The sequence below is a fragment of the Aliiglaciecola sp. genome, assembly GCF_039982535.1.
Lineage (GTDB): Bacteria > Pseudomonadota > Gammaproteobacteria > Enterobacterales > Alteromonadaceae > Aliiglaciecola.
On the sequence record NZ_JBDWYG010000015.1, the window covers coordinates 18,777 to 32,642 of the forward strand.

The window sequence follows — 13,866 nt, forward strand, 5'->3', positions numbered from 1 at the left end:
TCCAATAATCCTTATGATGGGTTCACTTCTCTGAAGGCCTTACCGGTTTTTTCAAACTCTTTTCGAATAGCCATAATGAAGTGGTCTTGGTGTATATCTTGTTGCTGTTGCGCTGCATAAAAAGCAGCGGCAACGGCAGCATTTCTAATTTCTCCGCCGACCAACGGAAACAACGTGGCCAATTGAGTAAAATTCACATCTGTATGCAAAGGCGCGGTTTGCGGAACATGACAGCGCCATAAGTGTTCCCTATCGGTCACATTGGGTTCACGAAAATCAACAATAAAATCGAGTCGACGAATAAAGGCCACATCGATGTTGTTTCTAAAATTGGTGGCTAAAATTGTCATACCGTCATAGGCTTCTAAGCGAGTTAACAAATACGCGGTTTCAAGATTCGCGTAACGGTCATGGGAGTCATTGACCTCTGTTCGTCGACCAAATATGGCATCTGCTTCGTCGAACAATAAAACCGACTGAGATTGTTCGGCATAACTAAATACTTTTGCTAAGTTTTTTTCTGTTTCTCCCACCCATTTAGAGACGACAGCGGCTAAATCCACAATCAGCAAATCAACCTGAAGCTCATTGGCTAACACCTCTGCCGAAAGGGTTTTTCCGGTGCCCGGCACACCTGAGAAAAGTAACCTGACGCCTTTTGCACCGCGGCGGTTACGCAGAAACTGCCATTCATCTAACACCTTGTATTGCAGTTTTAAACGGCCAATAGCATCTTTAAGCTGTTGTAATTTACTCTCTGGTAAAACTAAATCTGACCAGCCCACACTGGGAGTAACCCGTTTAATTCCTTGGGGCAACACCGCACCGGAATACTGTTTGAATGCGTGACTCAGCTCCTTCAGGCTGTGCGTCTTTTGGCTATGTTTATGTAACACTTGCCAACTGTTGACCCGCTGCATTGCTTGATAGGGATCTAAGGGAAACCAAGCGGCAAGTTGTCCAGCATCAGAGTGAAACTCAGGCAGTAATGCACGCCACATCAGCAAAAGCTCACTGTGGTCAAGGCGTTGTACCGGAAGATCGACTTTGATGCGCCCAGATTCGATGATATTGATAGTGCTGCTAGTGCATATAATCACACAGGGACAAAAAACATTAAGTAAGTTGAGATCCAATGGAGGCGCATTTTGTTGAAAATCGCAGACCAATATAGGGATGGCAGCACTGAACAGGCAGTGACACGCTAATTGTTTAAATTCTTGCAGGCTAAAGGTTTCGTTAAGCCGCACTACCGCAGATTGACGCTTAGTTTCATTTAGCAGTGCTAATGCACGATTTAAACTCAGCAAATTATCGCTGTTTTGAATCAGGATATATGAGCTATGAGATTGGCCAATACACTGTGTTGCGTCTTCCACAAGGGGAGTTTTTAACCACATGGATAAACCGTGGAAACAACTTTGCACAGACACAGAGTATGATAATAAAACACGAGATCTCCCCGTATTCAAAGCGTGCCAAGTAACGGCATCGAGCATTATCGAACGGGTAAAAATCGGCGTTTTTTCTGACAATTCCAACAAACCAAGCCTGAATAAAACCGACTCATTTAAGCTAGCGCACAGGGATTGTCGTTGAGATGGTTGATGACAGGCTAATTTGGCTAACAAGGCTGGGGTTGGATAAGGTTGCTGCTGGGGATGCAGATGACAAAACAGATTTGCAAAACCTTCATGTTCCTGTGCCATTCCAGCTAACACTAACATTTGTATTTCAATGGCGGAAAGCTTCAAAGTAGAAACAAGGCGAGCTAAAGGGCTAGCTTGCGAGCTAAGTCTATCTTCTGCCACATCATTGATGTTAGTTCCGTTAATGCCTTGCTGGGCAGACAAATCATCATCGATGGACTGCAAATAATTGTGCAGAAAATCCAGACCAGACTGAATATAAGGATCATCTTTGCTAAAAGTAGCCTCTAGTAACTGAATTAACTGATGGGTGAGTTGTGCCACCTGTTTAAGCACAGGACCTCTGCACTCATTTAACCGCTGAGCACAAGGGTCTGAAGTATGCTCAACAAAAGTAGCCTGTTCTGGAATAGAACCTGCTTCAGCGCCGCTTAAATAATGCAAAGAATCATTCATAATAGAACTTCACTACGTAACCTAACCATGGTACATAATCAGGATCCAAATCTAATCCTGCCCCGCGAATTTGTGTATCAATGGCCTCCATTTCAAATACAATATTCACCCAGCCGCCCTGGTACTCAATTCGCCCTTTGCGCTGACATAGGTGTTCAAATACCTTAGTCTCGTTGCTGTTCTGCGGTTGCCCTAAACCCACAAATAACGCCCCTTTGATTTCCTCGGCAAACCTTTGGTAGGCAGAATGATCTGCGCCACTGATAAGGCTCCCATTTTTTTGAACTGGCTCAACCGCGAATAACTCCCCACTGAAAACTTTCATCGCTGGATCGAGTGTTCCTTGGGGTAATAGGTATTCCCCTAGTAGGTTTAGTTGCTCAATAACTGGATAGGGTTTATCTAATAAAACCGCTAAATTTTGTTGCCATTCGGGCTGTTTGAGAATATTTAACACATAGAGCAAACCCGCAAAATCGCTCAATAAAGCCTCATTTTCTGGGTTCAAAATGGAAAGGGTTTCCCTGTGATTTAATTTCACCTTAGGAGGGGCACTTTGCTGTGTCGCAGTTTGCGGATTATTTTGTTGTTTAGGTGCTGAAATTGCAGAATCTGAAAGTAACTCTAAGGCTGCGATTAGCTCTTCAAGCAAATCACAAACATAGTTGCTTAGGGCTTGATTATTAACAACGATTTGAGCATAACCATTATCTGAATGCGTGCACAATAACCGCAAAAAAACCAAACATTTAATATCATTTAACTGCCATTTCGCTATCTGTTTTACTTTTTCACCTAAGTGCTGATTTAGCTCTCCACCGTAGCTAAAGATACCCGGTTTAATCTGTAAATAGTGTTTAAGCCACTGAGGCAATACCGAAAATGCCGAGTGCAGAGATGCAGGTTGAGACCTTAGGTGGCGGCCCAGAGTCACCACTAACTCGGTGAAATGAGGTCCATAGTGACGGTTAATATGCTGCACTATGTCTACCCAGTTAGGGCTAAACTCAAACACCCCATCCATCAAGGTGCTGCTGTCTGCAAATTCAATAACCCGTTGTTCGATTAAAAGGTTAAGTCGCCCTTCCACCGCCAATCCAAAAAGCACCCCTTTGAGTAAAGACGGCTGCCTGATTAAATATGCAAGCCAAGCTGCTTTAGCCTCGCCTAAATTGACACTAGTATTAGCAACAATTCCCATCTGCTGCCACGCCCACACGTTGCCTAAACGCTGCATTGCCAAGTCAATGGCAACGGATTTAAGGGCATCAACCTCTGAGTGGTAATGTAACCATTGTTTAGGATCCGCGTTTGCAGATAACGTCTGCAAGGAGGTTTCCAGCTCGACTAACCAATCTTCAAAAATTTCCACATCGGTTTTGTTATGGTCAAACTCAATGGGCAAATACCAGTTTTGAATACACACAATATCTTTTTGTGCATACCCATAACGGGCCAAGGCTAAATCGATGTATTCACGGAATAACTGTTCAGTGAGATAATCCAACCTCGCTTTATAATTACGTTGCGATTCAGTTAACTGGTAACGGCGTAAAACCTGATTAATTTGAATATCCATCACCCTACCCTCGAGTCAAAACCCACTTGACTATTGCCAACGATAGTTCCAGATTTCGCTTGTCCCAATACATCTGTGGTAGCCAGAACGGATTTACCGATTTGCAATTGACCAAAGCCCGAGCTTTGGCCAACCACCGAAGACATGCCTAAATACAAACCTGTGCCAATACGCATACCCGAGTCCACTGAGCATAAATCAAACACCGTATGGGCAGGCCGATGGATCTCTAGAATATGCTCGACTACAGCACGGCTTTGTTCATCTAAAACTACTGGCACTATGACGCTGAATTTATGTGCATGGAGTGAAATAGCATCTAAATAAGACACCGCTGCTTGATTACTACTCCCTTGGATTTCTGTGTTATTCAAATTTTGCTCACCACTGACGGGGCTCTTTTCAGTGGTGATCCTAGTTGCCTCTGTTTCACCTAATTTCCCGCCAATACGAAAGCCCGCGCCGAGAATTGAGTTGGCCGCTAAAGCATCATCTTCGCCCACAAAGGCACCGCCTAACCCACGGACCTGAAAATGCTCAATAATAGTGATATTTCGCTGTAAATAAATTTCGATAAAACGTTTTAACCCAGCCACAGTGCCACGATATTTAAACAACCACATGGCCTCTTTAACAATCTGCCGTTGGGCGACTTCTGGCCATCGATTATCAAGCTCCATTCCCAATAAACTGCTTAGCCACGGAAGCGCAGCATTAGGCGTAGACAAGGGATCGAGCAAACGATGACGTTCATTTGAACGTTGTTCAAGCTCGTCAAAATTACTGTTTAACAGGGTTAAATATCGATCTAAAAACTCACTGGCTGCACCTTGCTCAGAGAACACTCGGGGTAAACGCCGCAAGAGATCTTTAGCTGGGTATTCCACTCGAATACTTTTCAATTTAGGTGACGCATGGGACTTTCCAAAGAGGTCAATGACCAACCAAAGATAACGACCAGCTGGGGCGTTGACTGGCGCTTCATAGGTACGCCAAGGTTCATCGGTGAAAGACCAAGGTAGTTCGCGGTTTTGACTACGTCGATGTAACTTTTGACTCACCAACACCTCATCAACGGCTAAAAGTGAAGGTAATGGCGGCGTGAGATCAGGCCGATTTAACTCATATTCACCAATATTTTGTGGTGCAGACGCCGCTAATTGCGGCCCATTTAGCTGTTCATCGCTGACGATATAACCTAATTTCACAAAAGTACCAACGGGTAAGCAGGCATCAATAAACACCCTACCCCAGTGGCGCTGCATTTCATTATTATCAAGTCTGAAGCAGACTAAACGACCTTGATTGGCATACTGAATTTTGGCGACAGTTGCATACATTAAGCCTTTTTCTGACCAATAAACGACTTTGCCAAAGGGATCTAGCGCGATGCCCCGGCCGTCGTAATAAGGCCCTTGCAGGTGAGGTAATCGGGCAACACTATTGGGCGTTACTCTAAAGCGCTGAAAATCAGCATCAGGTGCGCCCGCCACAACAATGGTATTATCATCGGTGGCCAAAATATCACTGGCATAAGGGACATCAATTAATACATTTTCACCATCAATTGCCCAAATGGCCGCCGTTTCTGTGCCCCCTCCCACTAACACAAACACCCGTCCATCTGCGCCTATTGTGACACTAGAGATCACGACACTGGGGATATCCTCGGGAAACTGAACATCAATCTCCACCGCATCAGCGGTGGCACTTAATTGAAACAGACGGTTTGCAGGTGCAACGGCGGTAGTTGCACTAGCAGGATGGTGAGCAGAGACAACCGCATAAACCTGTTGACCATCATCGGCCAAGACACTGGGCGTGCCATCTAAATAAAGACTGCGTAACAACGTATTGTCGATTAGATCAAAAATTAAGATCCGCTGATTGCCGCTATCGGCGATAAACAAGCGACCTTTGCGATCCACCACAAGTCCCACAGGCGCACTTAAATCAGATTGCTGCTGTTGCCCTACAAATTCACCATAGTTTTGTTGCGATGAGCGAAATAGAGATTTAGCCCGACTAGCTTGACGTTTGTCCGACCACAATAATTTATCAATGCGATTGTCTTCGGGAATAGCGTGATACAGGCGACACCAAGGATCAAAGGTTAACCCTGCGGGTTGGGCAGAAAAAGCATGGGAGTCGAGCATTGCTTGATGTTCCCATGCCAGTTGCACGCTTTGTTGCTGGATATCCACACTGGTATTGTCGTGGGCAACACGCATCCATTGATCAACACCTGCAATCATCGCAAATTGAGACATCAGCACACATCCTTAATCACTGGGACTGGCACTGCGATGCCATCGGTTTCAGCCGGGCTAATCATCTCGCCGGGGCTGAGTGTCACTGCCCCGTTTTCAACGGTGATGCCAATTAACTCGGGCACTTCATTTTTTTGCAAATTCACCGTGTTGGTAATTTCATTACCAGCGTCGTCCCACCCCACCAATTGCAAACCTTCTAAATATTCAACGCCTTCCACTTGATGAGCCGCCGCTTCTAATTCCGCACCATGCACTCGGCGTCCTAGTGGCCAACCTTGTCCACTAGGACCATAAGGTGGCAGAGGTGCAAGAAACTGTCGTAGTGCCAGCTCTACCCAATGGCGAACTGCGTCAATCCCAAAGCCGTTTTTGACTTTCACGCCCACCGCAATGGCCACTGGTACGTACTTAGGTGGCAAAACATATAATTCGGTGGTAATTAGGCGCCTAGCATCTAAATATTGGCACACGCTACGAAGCTGATTTTTGTTAGGCACTGGCGCATTGGGATTGTGCTTATCTTCTTTTGGCCATACCACCACACTGACTACACCAGCAGATTCTTGTAACGGTAATTCCGGATGATAACGAGGTAACACCTCAGAACGCGCTAGATCTGCGCCAGGAGACTGCAATGCTAACTCTTGAAAATCAGAACGTGTCACCGCGCGATTACGTCTGCGTAATTCGCTGGGGATCCGTTCTAAAGCCGCTTCTAAGGTTTCAGCATCAGTGCCACCATAGGCATTGAGTGGATTGCTAACTTTGACCAGTGGATTCTCAGCCACTTTGTTAATCGCCTCGGCTGCGACATTGCCGACTCTGCCGCCGCCATATCGGTATTGAATCACCCTTACCCGCTGGCCTATCTGTACCACCGCACCATTAATGCCTGTGCCAAAACGAACTTGTCCAGCTTGTTTATCAAGCATAAAGTGGCGGTCACTTTCAAAGCTTGAATAAAAGCCCTCCACTTCTTGCCAGTCTGTCCATCCTTGAGGCTCTTCTACTTGCAACTGAACTGAGTTTGCCAATACCTGTTGATGATTCAAGTTATACACTTGGTTGGGTTGGCCATTGCCGGTGCCAATAAACTCTGATTTTGCCTGCACCGCTTGTTCCGCCATGGTGGCATTGGCACCTACATAGGTAATTTTGCCAATAACGGTGTCATCGTTGCGGAAGGCTCGCAGCCAGCAAATAACCCTAGACTGGGTATCATCATCTAAAATCGGTGGGTAATCTCCAACCCCTTGCATGTTGATATCGGCCAATTCATAGTCCGACATATTCTGTTCGTCGTTGGGCAGTTGTAGTCGAACAACGCCTTCTTTTTCTAACCCGTTGGTGGTGTCACCTTGTATCTGTAATGGGTAATAAATAGGTTTATTATCATTACTGATCCGCCCCGTCGATATTTGCCAACTGACAGGGCTACCACTTGCATGAGCAGCATCTCCTGGACACCGAAAACGCTGGGCAAATTCAGCGCTATGATGATCTAAATCGTCATCTAAACGAATCTCTGGCACAAAGCCAATATTAAGTAAAAGCGGACCTTTGGGATGATTCAATAAACGCTGTTTTACTAATTCGGTTTCTGACGCTTTTTCTGCAAGCACAGCGACCCACAAAATGCCATCAACGGCACTATTCATGTCTCTGGCAACGCCGGGTTCATCCTGCCAAATAGTTTCAACATGGTAAGCTTGGGTCTTACTGGCTTCGACACTGGCCGCTGCCTGCTGATAAAAAATGCCTTCCTCACTATCTTCATCAGGAACTTGATCAATTACCTTGAGCACGCCAAGGGCACTAACTGGCAACACATGGACTTCTTGCAAGGTGGTAAATTTGACGTCGCCTGCACTAGCCTGGCTGGCGAGTTTAGCGGCCACACCTTGCAGTTCTTTTGTGCTAAAAGACAAAAGTGCCGTGGATGGATAAGCGCTTTTTAATGGAATTTGCAGCAGTCGCAAAAATTCCATTTTGGTGGAATCGGGTATTTGATTAAACCGATAAAGTAAGTTTTCAGTTAAATAAGAAAACAATTCGATCAGCGCAATACCAGGATCACTAGGGTTATGATCCGTCCACTCTGGGGCGTAAACCGGAATACGCGCAATCAATTCATCACGTATTTGCTGATAGGAGCGATCATCTAAAATAGGTTTATTGAGGCTCATCCTTAGCTACTCCAGATAAAAGGGAAATACAAGATTTTCACGACTTCCGTCCTGAACATGAGAATATCGAATGCTGATCATTGCCACCGCGGGATCTTCACCACCATTCACTTTGACTTCTTCGAGTTTTATTCTTGGCTCCCAACGACTCAAGGCGCGCTCAATGTCCCGCTGTATTCCTGCCCACGTTGCAGAATTATTTGGTTGCATTAAGTAACGTCGTAAACCGCACCCAAAATTAGGTCGCATAATTCGTTCTTTAGGTTCTGTTTGTAATATCATCCAGATTGACTGCCGAACTTTTTCTGCCCCTTCCACATAGGCGATGGTTTTATCTGCTTGACTCGGTTGAAGCGGAAATGCCCATCCTTTGCCAAGAAAAGCTTTTAATGGTGAAGACTGACTCATGAAGCCTCCTTGCTGAATTCAACTTTTTGGAAATACACTAAACCACTGTCTGGAGTAGGCAGTACTCCAGCTAATTCAGGATGTGTTACCTCTTCATATTCCGTTTGCATCGCAATAAAAATACCAGCCAACTCATTTAAGGTAAGGCTGCTTAAACCTGGACTATCCCCGCCACTTTTCATTTTTGATCGCATGTCATCAGAGGCATTAATGCCGTTGGCGATCATTAACGCCAAATCAGTCTTAATTTTCGACGCTTCGGTGTAGATTTTTTGGTTATCTTTGTCTTTATTCACCGTAATCATGAAACCGGGCTGTGAAGCCTTGGCCTCAATATCAGGTCCCAAAATAGCCAGTTGCACGGCTAAATCAGCGCTAAAATCCGCCATTAGTTGTACGTGAGCATCAATTGAAGCGTTAAAATCGACACCAAAAGAGCCATCAAACTCCAATTCGCCCACTAAGCCAGCATCAAATTGAAAAGACGGTGGTATACAGAATTTTAGTTTTAGCAAAAACCATAAGTTAAAAATGAATAATAAAATCGGTAAAAACAATCGAAATAGAAACATGGCAACAATGAAAAAAAGAAAAATCGAAAAGAAACAGATTTGCTGACCCGCCCGAGTCAGTGGCTCACCGCCTTGGGGCATATCCATATTATCAGTAGCAAAGTTTAAAGAAGATTCTGGCGGTGCAATAATGCGCGCATTTGCGCCTCGTCCAGCAGGGGCATTGTTCACCTGCTCTCGAATTGCGGGTAAGTCAGGGAGTTTGATATTGACAGGCCGATGACTGGTCCCATCTAGGTCAAAATGGGCGGCAATTTGATAACCTTCTGTGGCTTGACTCCAAATTAGATCACCACAACAATCGTTTTGGTTGGTCTTGGCTGGAAACTGGTTATGGTGACGACGCACAAAACATCGAATTTCATACAGATCAGAGTCATCAAATCTAGGGTTATTATTACCATCTACATCCCCTAAACTGGTGGGGATAACCCCAAACCAAAGGGTTCGCCCATGTGCAGAATGTTCAGGTTTAGTGGGATCAGCGATGAGTGGATACAAAGGGATCACCTGCTCGGTTAAATGTTCAGGGGTTTCTTCTATCGCCTGCCAATTTCCAACGCCTTTAAGTTCGCTAGGCGTCCACCCTTGGAGTTCAACCTTAATATCACCGGTTGCGGTCATCTGATTTAGCTGGGCAGATATATCTTGCAGTTTTTGAGTCAGGTTTTGGGTTGTACCAGACTGTAAACCTGAGAATAGTCGCGCACTCTTAGCTTGTATAAAGCCACTTACACTCTGCGCAACCGTGCTCTCATTTAATTCTTCGGTTTTCCCTTGTATATTAATTTTATTGAGATCATTTTGGAGTTGGCTGCGTTGACTCAATAAGGTATTCACTTTGCCTTTTAGCTCTGGCGAAATAACGGGCACACGTCTACGCACCACAAACCCTGCTTCACACACTTTGTCACGGCTGACTTGGGGAAATCCAGCCACATCACAATGTAATTCGCACATCACTACATAGAAACGACTATGAGTATCTAAATATAACTTCAATGGCGACTGTGATTGAGCGTGTTCAATGGGGGTGATAACTTTATTGGGATCTGTAGCCAAAGGTTGAACAAAGTCTTCACTGTTAAAACGCAGCGAATGCTGAGGTTCATCCACAAGGTTATTGGCAAAATTTGCATCGGCATATTTTTGGATAATTGGCGCAGAAAAACGGTTTATCGCCGTGTTGCTAGGGGCATACCCCCCTAACGATGAAGGGCGATACCAAGGCGCAACCAATTTCCAAGGATGTTCTGCTGTATCTAGCATAGCTGCACTACCATAGGTTGCCCACCCCAGGAGTATACGAAGGTGACACCACAGCGGCACTAGCAATCATAGTGGTACAGTTGATAATACCGTCAAAATTTGCCACAGGTGCATGAACGTTAAACGCTGCTGCATTCAATTCAACAGTGGAATTGGCGGTGATCTCAATGGCGCCGGATGGGGAAAATTCAATTTTGTGACCACTTGAGTGAGTGATAGTAATAGCACTCGATGCTTCATCTAAAAGCAATTCATGGCCTCCCGAAGTTTTTAAGGTAATTTTGGCGGCACCTTCACTATCATCGAAGGTCAGTTCACTTCCTGAACGGGTTTTTAAGGAGCGGATGTTATTGGCTTCCTCAGCTTGTTGCGGCGGCACAGCCCTACCATTCCAACAGGAGCCAATAATATAAGGTCGCCGCAAATTTCCCGCTTCAAAGGCCACCACCACTTGAGAATCCACTTCAGGTAAAATCTGTAAACCTTGATCATCATCTGCATAGGGAGTTGTCAAAGTGCTCCAAGCTTCAACAGTTGAGCCACTCAACCAAGGAAAGCTCACTAATACTCTGCCCAAATTTTGCGGATCAACAATATTGACGACAATCGCGGGATAAACCCCAAAATAGCGTTGTCTGCCGCCATCCGGCGCGTATTGGTTAGTCATTTATTACTCCTTAAATGCATGCTCTTGGTTCAATTAAATAATCTGTCAGTTTAGCTAGGTTATTCATTAATAAATGCTCGCTGGGCTTCAAAATGAGTTTGATGGCCATCTGCCAAAGTGTATAGATGCTCAAGCTTAGTTACGTAATAACCATCTCCGGAAAACGGCGCACCAAGCTGTTCTAACCTGACGGAGCTGCCAACTACTAAATCCGGAACCCCTACCGATATGGCATTCACCGTGACAAATTGCCGCGCTCTACGTTGCATCTCAGCAGTGGCCCATGAAGCTGCTTCTTCTGCCTCCAATGGCACTTCCATAACCCGCTTACTGATGCGTTCACCAAAGGCTTTTTGTAAAATGCTGACACCGGAGCGCCCACCTGCAATTTCACTGGTAATGGCAGCATCATCGGCCCATTCATCAATAGGTTGCGCCTGAGTAGCGTCATATCCGGCAACATGCACTTTGGTTTTTTGATGAGCCAGATCAGCGCTGACACGCACATGCATCAAATCTGTACCGCGAATTAAGGTCAAACTGGTGCCACTGCGCTTATCACGGGTTTTATAGTGTAGGCTTTCATTTTCTACCCAAACCTCGGCTTGCAGTAAACGAGCTCGCTCCCGTAAAAACGCAAGATCGCTCATATTGCATTGCTGAATTTGGTTATAGGTAGGCCCACTGGCATCTACCTCACTTTGTAAGCCATGTTCATTGGCAATTTCTTCGGCGATTTGCTGATCACTCATATCTTCATAGGTTTTCGAGCGGCGGATCATCCGTAAATCCATCAATCGATCTTCGGCACAAAAGCTAAACTCTGGCTCCTGCCCTTCTTCAAATTGAATTTCCAATGCACTGATATAGCCATCAAAAATAATTCGTTGCCTAGCCCCCGCACCAATGGCCACTTTGACTTGTTTGCCAAAATCCAAATAACGTCCATCTAAATACAAAAGACTCTCGGTTCTTTGTCCTTGCATAGGCCCAATGGCGGTAAACCTTGCAGTTAGGGTTTTCATACCATCGAGCCCCTCTTGCACACTCAAGTACAGCACATCTCGAATCAGCTCATTGATGTCTTCACCGTCAACGTTAAACGCCGGTTTGGCATTAAAAAATAATTCGTCAGTCATCTAGACCTTCCGCCTTAGTCCGCTGGGATTGTGTGTATTGGCGTTTAATTGCGGTCTCTATTTTTTGCTGTTCTAACCAGCGCTTATCGCTTTCCTGCTCGCCTTGCTCACGCTCAGGTTGAACCACCACTTCAGTTACAATTCGGTCAATATAGGCTGTCATTTAGTCACTCCTGTGCATTGGCATCCTGTAGAAAAGCTTGAATTACCAAAGCCCGATGATTGCGAATCAATAGCTTGTCTCTGGGCATCTCTTTGCGGTAAGGCTACCCACGGGGGAATTGCAGCGTTGGAAGTAAAAGGAACACCGTGGGGATGGTTAGCAATAGCAAGATCACGATCTGCATACACCTTCATGACATTTTGCGTTTGCGAGACTCCAAACAAAGGCTCCAATGGAATGCCTTGACCATAGGTCATTGCCCGTTGATCAGGAAAAGCTGAGGTTTGCGTAAATTCATTGGGCATTTGCGTGTCGCTTGGGTTTTGTGCTCGGACCAAAGGAGCCCGGCTAATCCCTTTACTTTTTCCAGTTTGATCTACTGCGTTTCCACCGAGCACCTTAACAGTGCTTAACAAATCATTATTAATACCAAATGCCGACACGCTCAATTGGGTTTGTTGCTGACTATTTTGTAGTTTCACCCCATTAATTGTCGCCCCAATACCGCCAAGGCTGGAGATGGCTTTGCCAGCTGAGTCAGTATCATTTTTGCTCTGAGAAGACGTTGTTGAAAGTGGGTTATTCAATTGCGATACAGTTGACAAATTTAGCCCTGAAGAGGCTTTCTGGTTCACATCCGACTCGGCATTAACCCCACTACTTACACCTATGCCAGGACTAATATTAGTGGCGGTATTAAAGGCTACTTGGCTACCCGCAGCGAGATTTCCGCCAGTATTAGCGCCCACCTCTAAACTTCGCCAAGCGGCAGGATCCACGCCCATTCTTGCTGCAAATTCAGCGCCCATTTCCCCTTCTAAGGCAAAACCAACTTTTGCCCCAGCAGATATACCAACACCCGCGCTAATACCGGCACTCACACCAAAACCTGCACTCACACCTGCGCTGATGCCTATGCCTGCAGACAGACCTATTCCCGCACTGATACCTGCAGAAAATCCAGAATTTGTGCCAGCGCCAGGCAAACTCGCTTTTGCACCGGGATTTTGTGCGTTGCCCGTGCCTCGATCTGCCGGTGTAAATATAATTGTTGGGTCTTGTTCTTTAATACTTAAATTAACTTTTGCCCTTAGGGGATAACCGTTAGCAGCAAAGTGCTCCAGACTGACATCAATACTATTGGCGATACCCACGACGGTGAGATCCCCCCAGCTAAATTTCAATTTAGGCGGCGGATCAGGATTATTTTCCGGTGTTGAAATAAATTGTTCTAGTTGCTTAGTTTTCTGGCGGACTGACACTGGCGAATCTTTACTGCCTTCATCGGCAGTATCAAAAACTAGTTCCATGGTTAGAACACGGGAACTGTTTCCGGTTTGTTGCCGGACTTGTTTGGCTGCTGACCGACCGCCTTCAATTTGATTGGTGATGCGTATTTTTAATGAGGATGGATTAAATTGCACAGGAAAAGCATTACCATCTCCGGTTTCCGCCTCATCAGCCAATACCTTTTGTAATGTCGCTTTAACTAAATTACTCACTCA

The 13,866-nt window shown here is 45.4% G+C and carries 10 protein-coding genes; all 10 read right to left on the bottom strand.

Translation table 11 applies throughout. The annotated features are described in order from the left end of the window. Window positions 1-11: 11 nt before the first annotated feature. The 10 genes from ABJV04_RS02565 to ABJV04_RS02610 are packed head-to-tail and all read right to left on the bottom strand — an operon-like array spanning window position 12 to window position 13,863. A complete protein-coding gene (locus ABJV04_RS02565; protein ID WP_348489587.1) occupies window positions 12-2,105 on the bottom strand; it encodes an ATP-binding protein in 2,094 nt (697 codons plus the stop codon). After that, entirely contained in the window at window positions 2,098-3,684 is a 1,587-nt protein-coding gene (locus ABJV04_RS02570; RefSeq protein WP_348489588.1) for a hypothetical protein, read from the bottom strand. The genes ABJV04_RS02565 and ABJV04_RS02570 overlap by 8 nt, the downstream gene beginning before the upstream one ends. After that, on the bottom strand, window positions 3,684-5,954 hold the full coding sequence (locus tag ABJV04_RS02575) for a phage tail protein (RefSeq protein ID WP_348489589.1): 2,271 nt from the start codon (window positions 5,952-5,954) through the stop codon (window positions 3,684-3,686). The genes ABJV04_RS02570 and ABJV04_RS02575 overlap by 1 nt, the downstream gene beginning before the upstream one ends. After that, the gene (locus ABJV04_RS02580) at window positions 5,954-8,143 is read right to left on the bottom strand and encodes a putative baseplate assembly protein (protein ID WP_348489591.1); all 2,190 of its coding nucleotides are present in this window, start codon (window positions 8,141-8,143) and stop codon (window positions 5,954-5,956) included. Before ABJV04_RS02580 ends, ABJV04_RS02575 begins: the two co-directional genes overlap by 1 nt. 6 nt (window positions 8,144-8,149) lie before the next feature. Next, the gene (locus ABJV04_RS02585; RefSeq protein WP_348489593.1) at window positions 8,150-8,551 is read right to left on the bottom strand and encodes a GPW/gp25 family protein; all 402 of its coding nucleotides are present in this window, start codon (window positions 8,549-8,551) and stop codon (window positions 8,150-8,152) included. Continuing rightward, window positions 8,548-10,392 (bottom strand): hypothetical protein, encoded by a 1,845-nt coding sequence (locus ABJV04_RS02590; RefSeq protein WP_348489595.1) that lies wholly within the window; start codon window positions 10,390-10,392, stop codon window positions 8,548-8,550. Before ABJV04_RS02590 ends, ABJV04_RS02585 begins: the two co-directional genes overlap by 4 nt. 7 nt (window positions 10,393-10,399) lie before the next feature. Next, window positions 10,400-11,059 carry a phage baseplate assembly protein V gene (locus tag ABJV04_RS02595; RefSeq protein WP_348489596.1) on the bottom strand — a complete coding sequence of 220 codons (660 nt, stop codon included), beginning with the start codon at window positions 11,057-11,059 and terminating at the stop codon, window positions 10,400-10,402. Window positions 11,060-11,118: 59 nt separating this feature from the next. Beyond that, window positions 11,119-12,198: a contractile injection system protein, VgrG/Pvc8 family gene (locus ABJV04_RS02600; protein ID WP_348489598.1), complete on the bottom strand. Its 1,080-nt coding sequence runs from the start codon at window positions 12,196-12,198 to the stop codon at window positions 11,119-11,121. Beyond that, a complete protein-coding gene (locus ABJV04_RS02605) occupies window positions 12,191-12,361 on the bottom strand; it encodes a hypothetical protein (RefSeq protein WP_348489600.1) in 171 nt (56 codons plus the stop codon). The genes ABJV04_RS02600 and ABJV04_RS02605 overlap by 8 nt, the downstream gene beginning before the upstream one ends. Beyond that, complete coding sequence (locus ABJV04_RS02610) at window positions 12,358-13,863, bottom strand: hypothetical protein (protein WP_348489601.1); 1,506 nt, start codon at window positions 13,861-13,863, stop codon at window positions 12,358-12,360. Before ABJV04_RS02610 ends, ABJV04_RS02605 begins: the two co-directional genes overlap by 4 nt. Window positions 13,864-13,866: the final 3 nt, after the last annotated feature.

Bases quoted from the DNA above. Each gene is read 5' to 3' on its own strand.
- ABJV04_RS02565 (WP_348489587.1), bottom strand. From the start codon at position 2,105: ATGAATGATTCTTTGCATTATTTAAGCGGCGCTGAAGCAGGTTCTATT.
- ABJV04_RS02570 (WP_348489588.1), bottom strand. From the start codon at position 3,684: ATGGATATTCAAATTAATCAGGTTTTACGCCGTTACCAGTTAACTGAA.
- ABJV04_RS02575 (WP_348489589.1), bottom strand. From the start codon at position 5,954: ATGTCTCAATTTGCGATGATTGCAGGTGTTGATCAATGGATGCGTGTT.
- ABJV04_RS02580 (WP_348489591.1), bottom strand. From the start codon at position 8,143: ATGAGCCTCAATAAACCTATTTTAGATGATCGCTCCTATCAGCAAATA.
- ABJV04_RS02585 (WP_348489593.1), bottom strand. From the start codon at position 8,551: ATGAGTCAGTCTTCACCATTAAAAGCTTTTCTTGGCAAAGGATGGGCA.
- ABJV04_RS02590 (WP_348489595.1), bottom strand. From the start codon at position 10,392: ATGCTAGATACAGCAGAACATCCTTGGAAATTGGTTGCGCCTTGGTAT.
- ABJV04_RS02595 (WP_348489596.1), bottom strand. From the start codon at position 11,059: ATGACTAACCAATACGCGCCGGATGGCGGCAGACAACGCTATTTTGGG.
- ABJV04_RS02600 (WP_348489598.1), bottom strand. From the start codon at position 12,198: ATGACTGACGAATTATTTTTTAATGCCAAACCGGCGTTTAACGTTGAC.
- ABJV04_RS02605 (WP_348489600.1), bottom strand. From the start codon at position 12,361: ATGACAGCCTATATTGACCGAATTGTAACTGAAGTGGTGGTTCAACCT.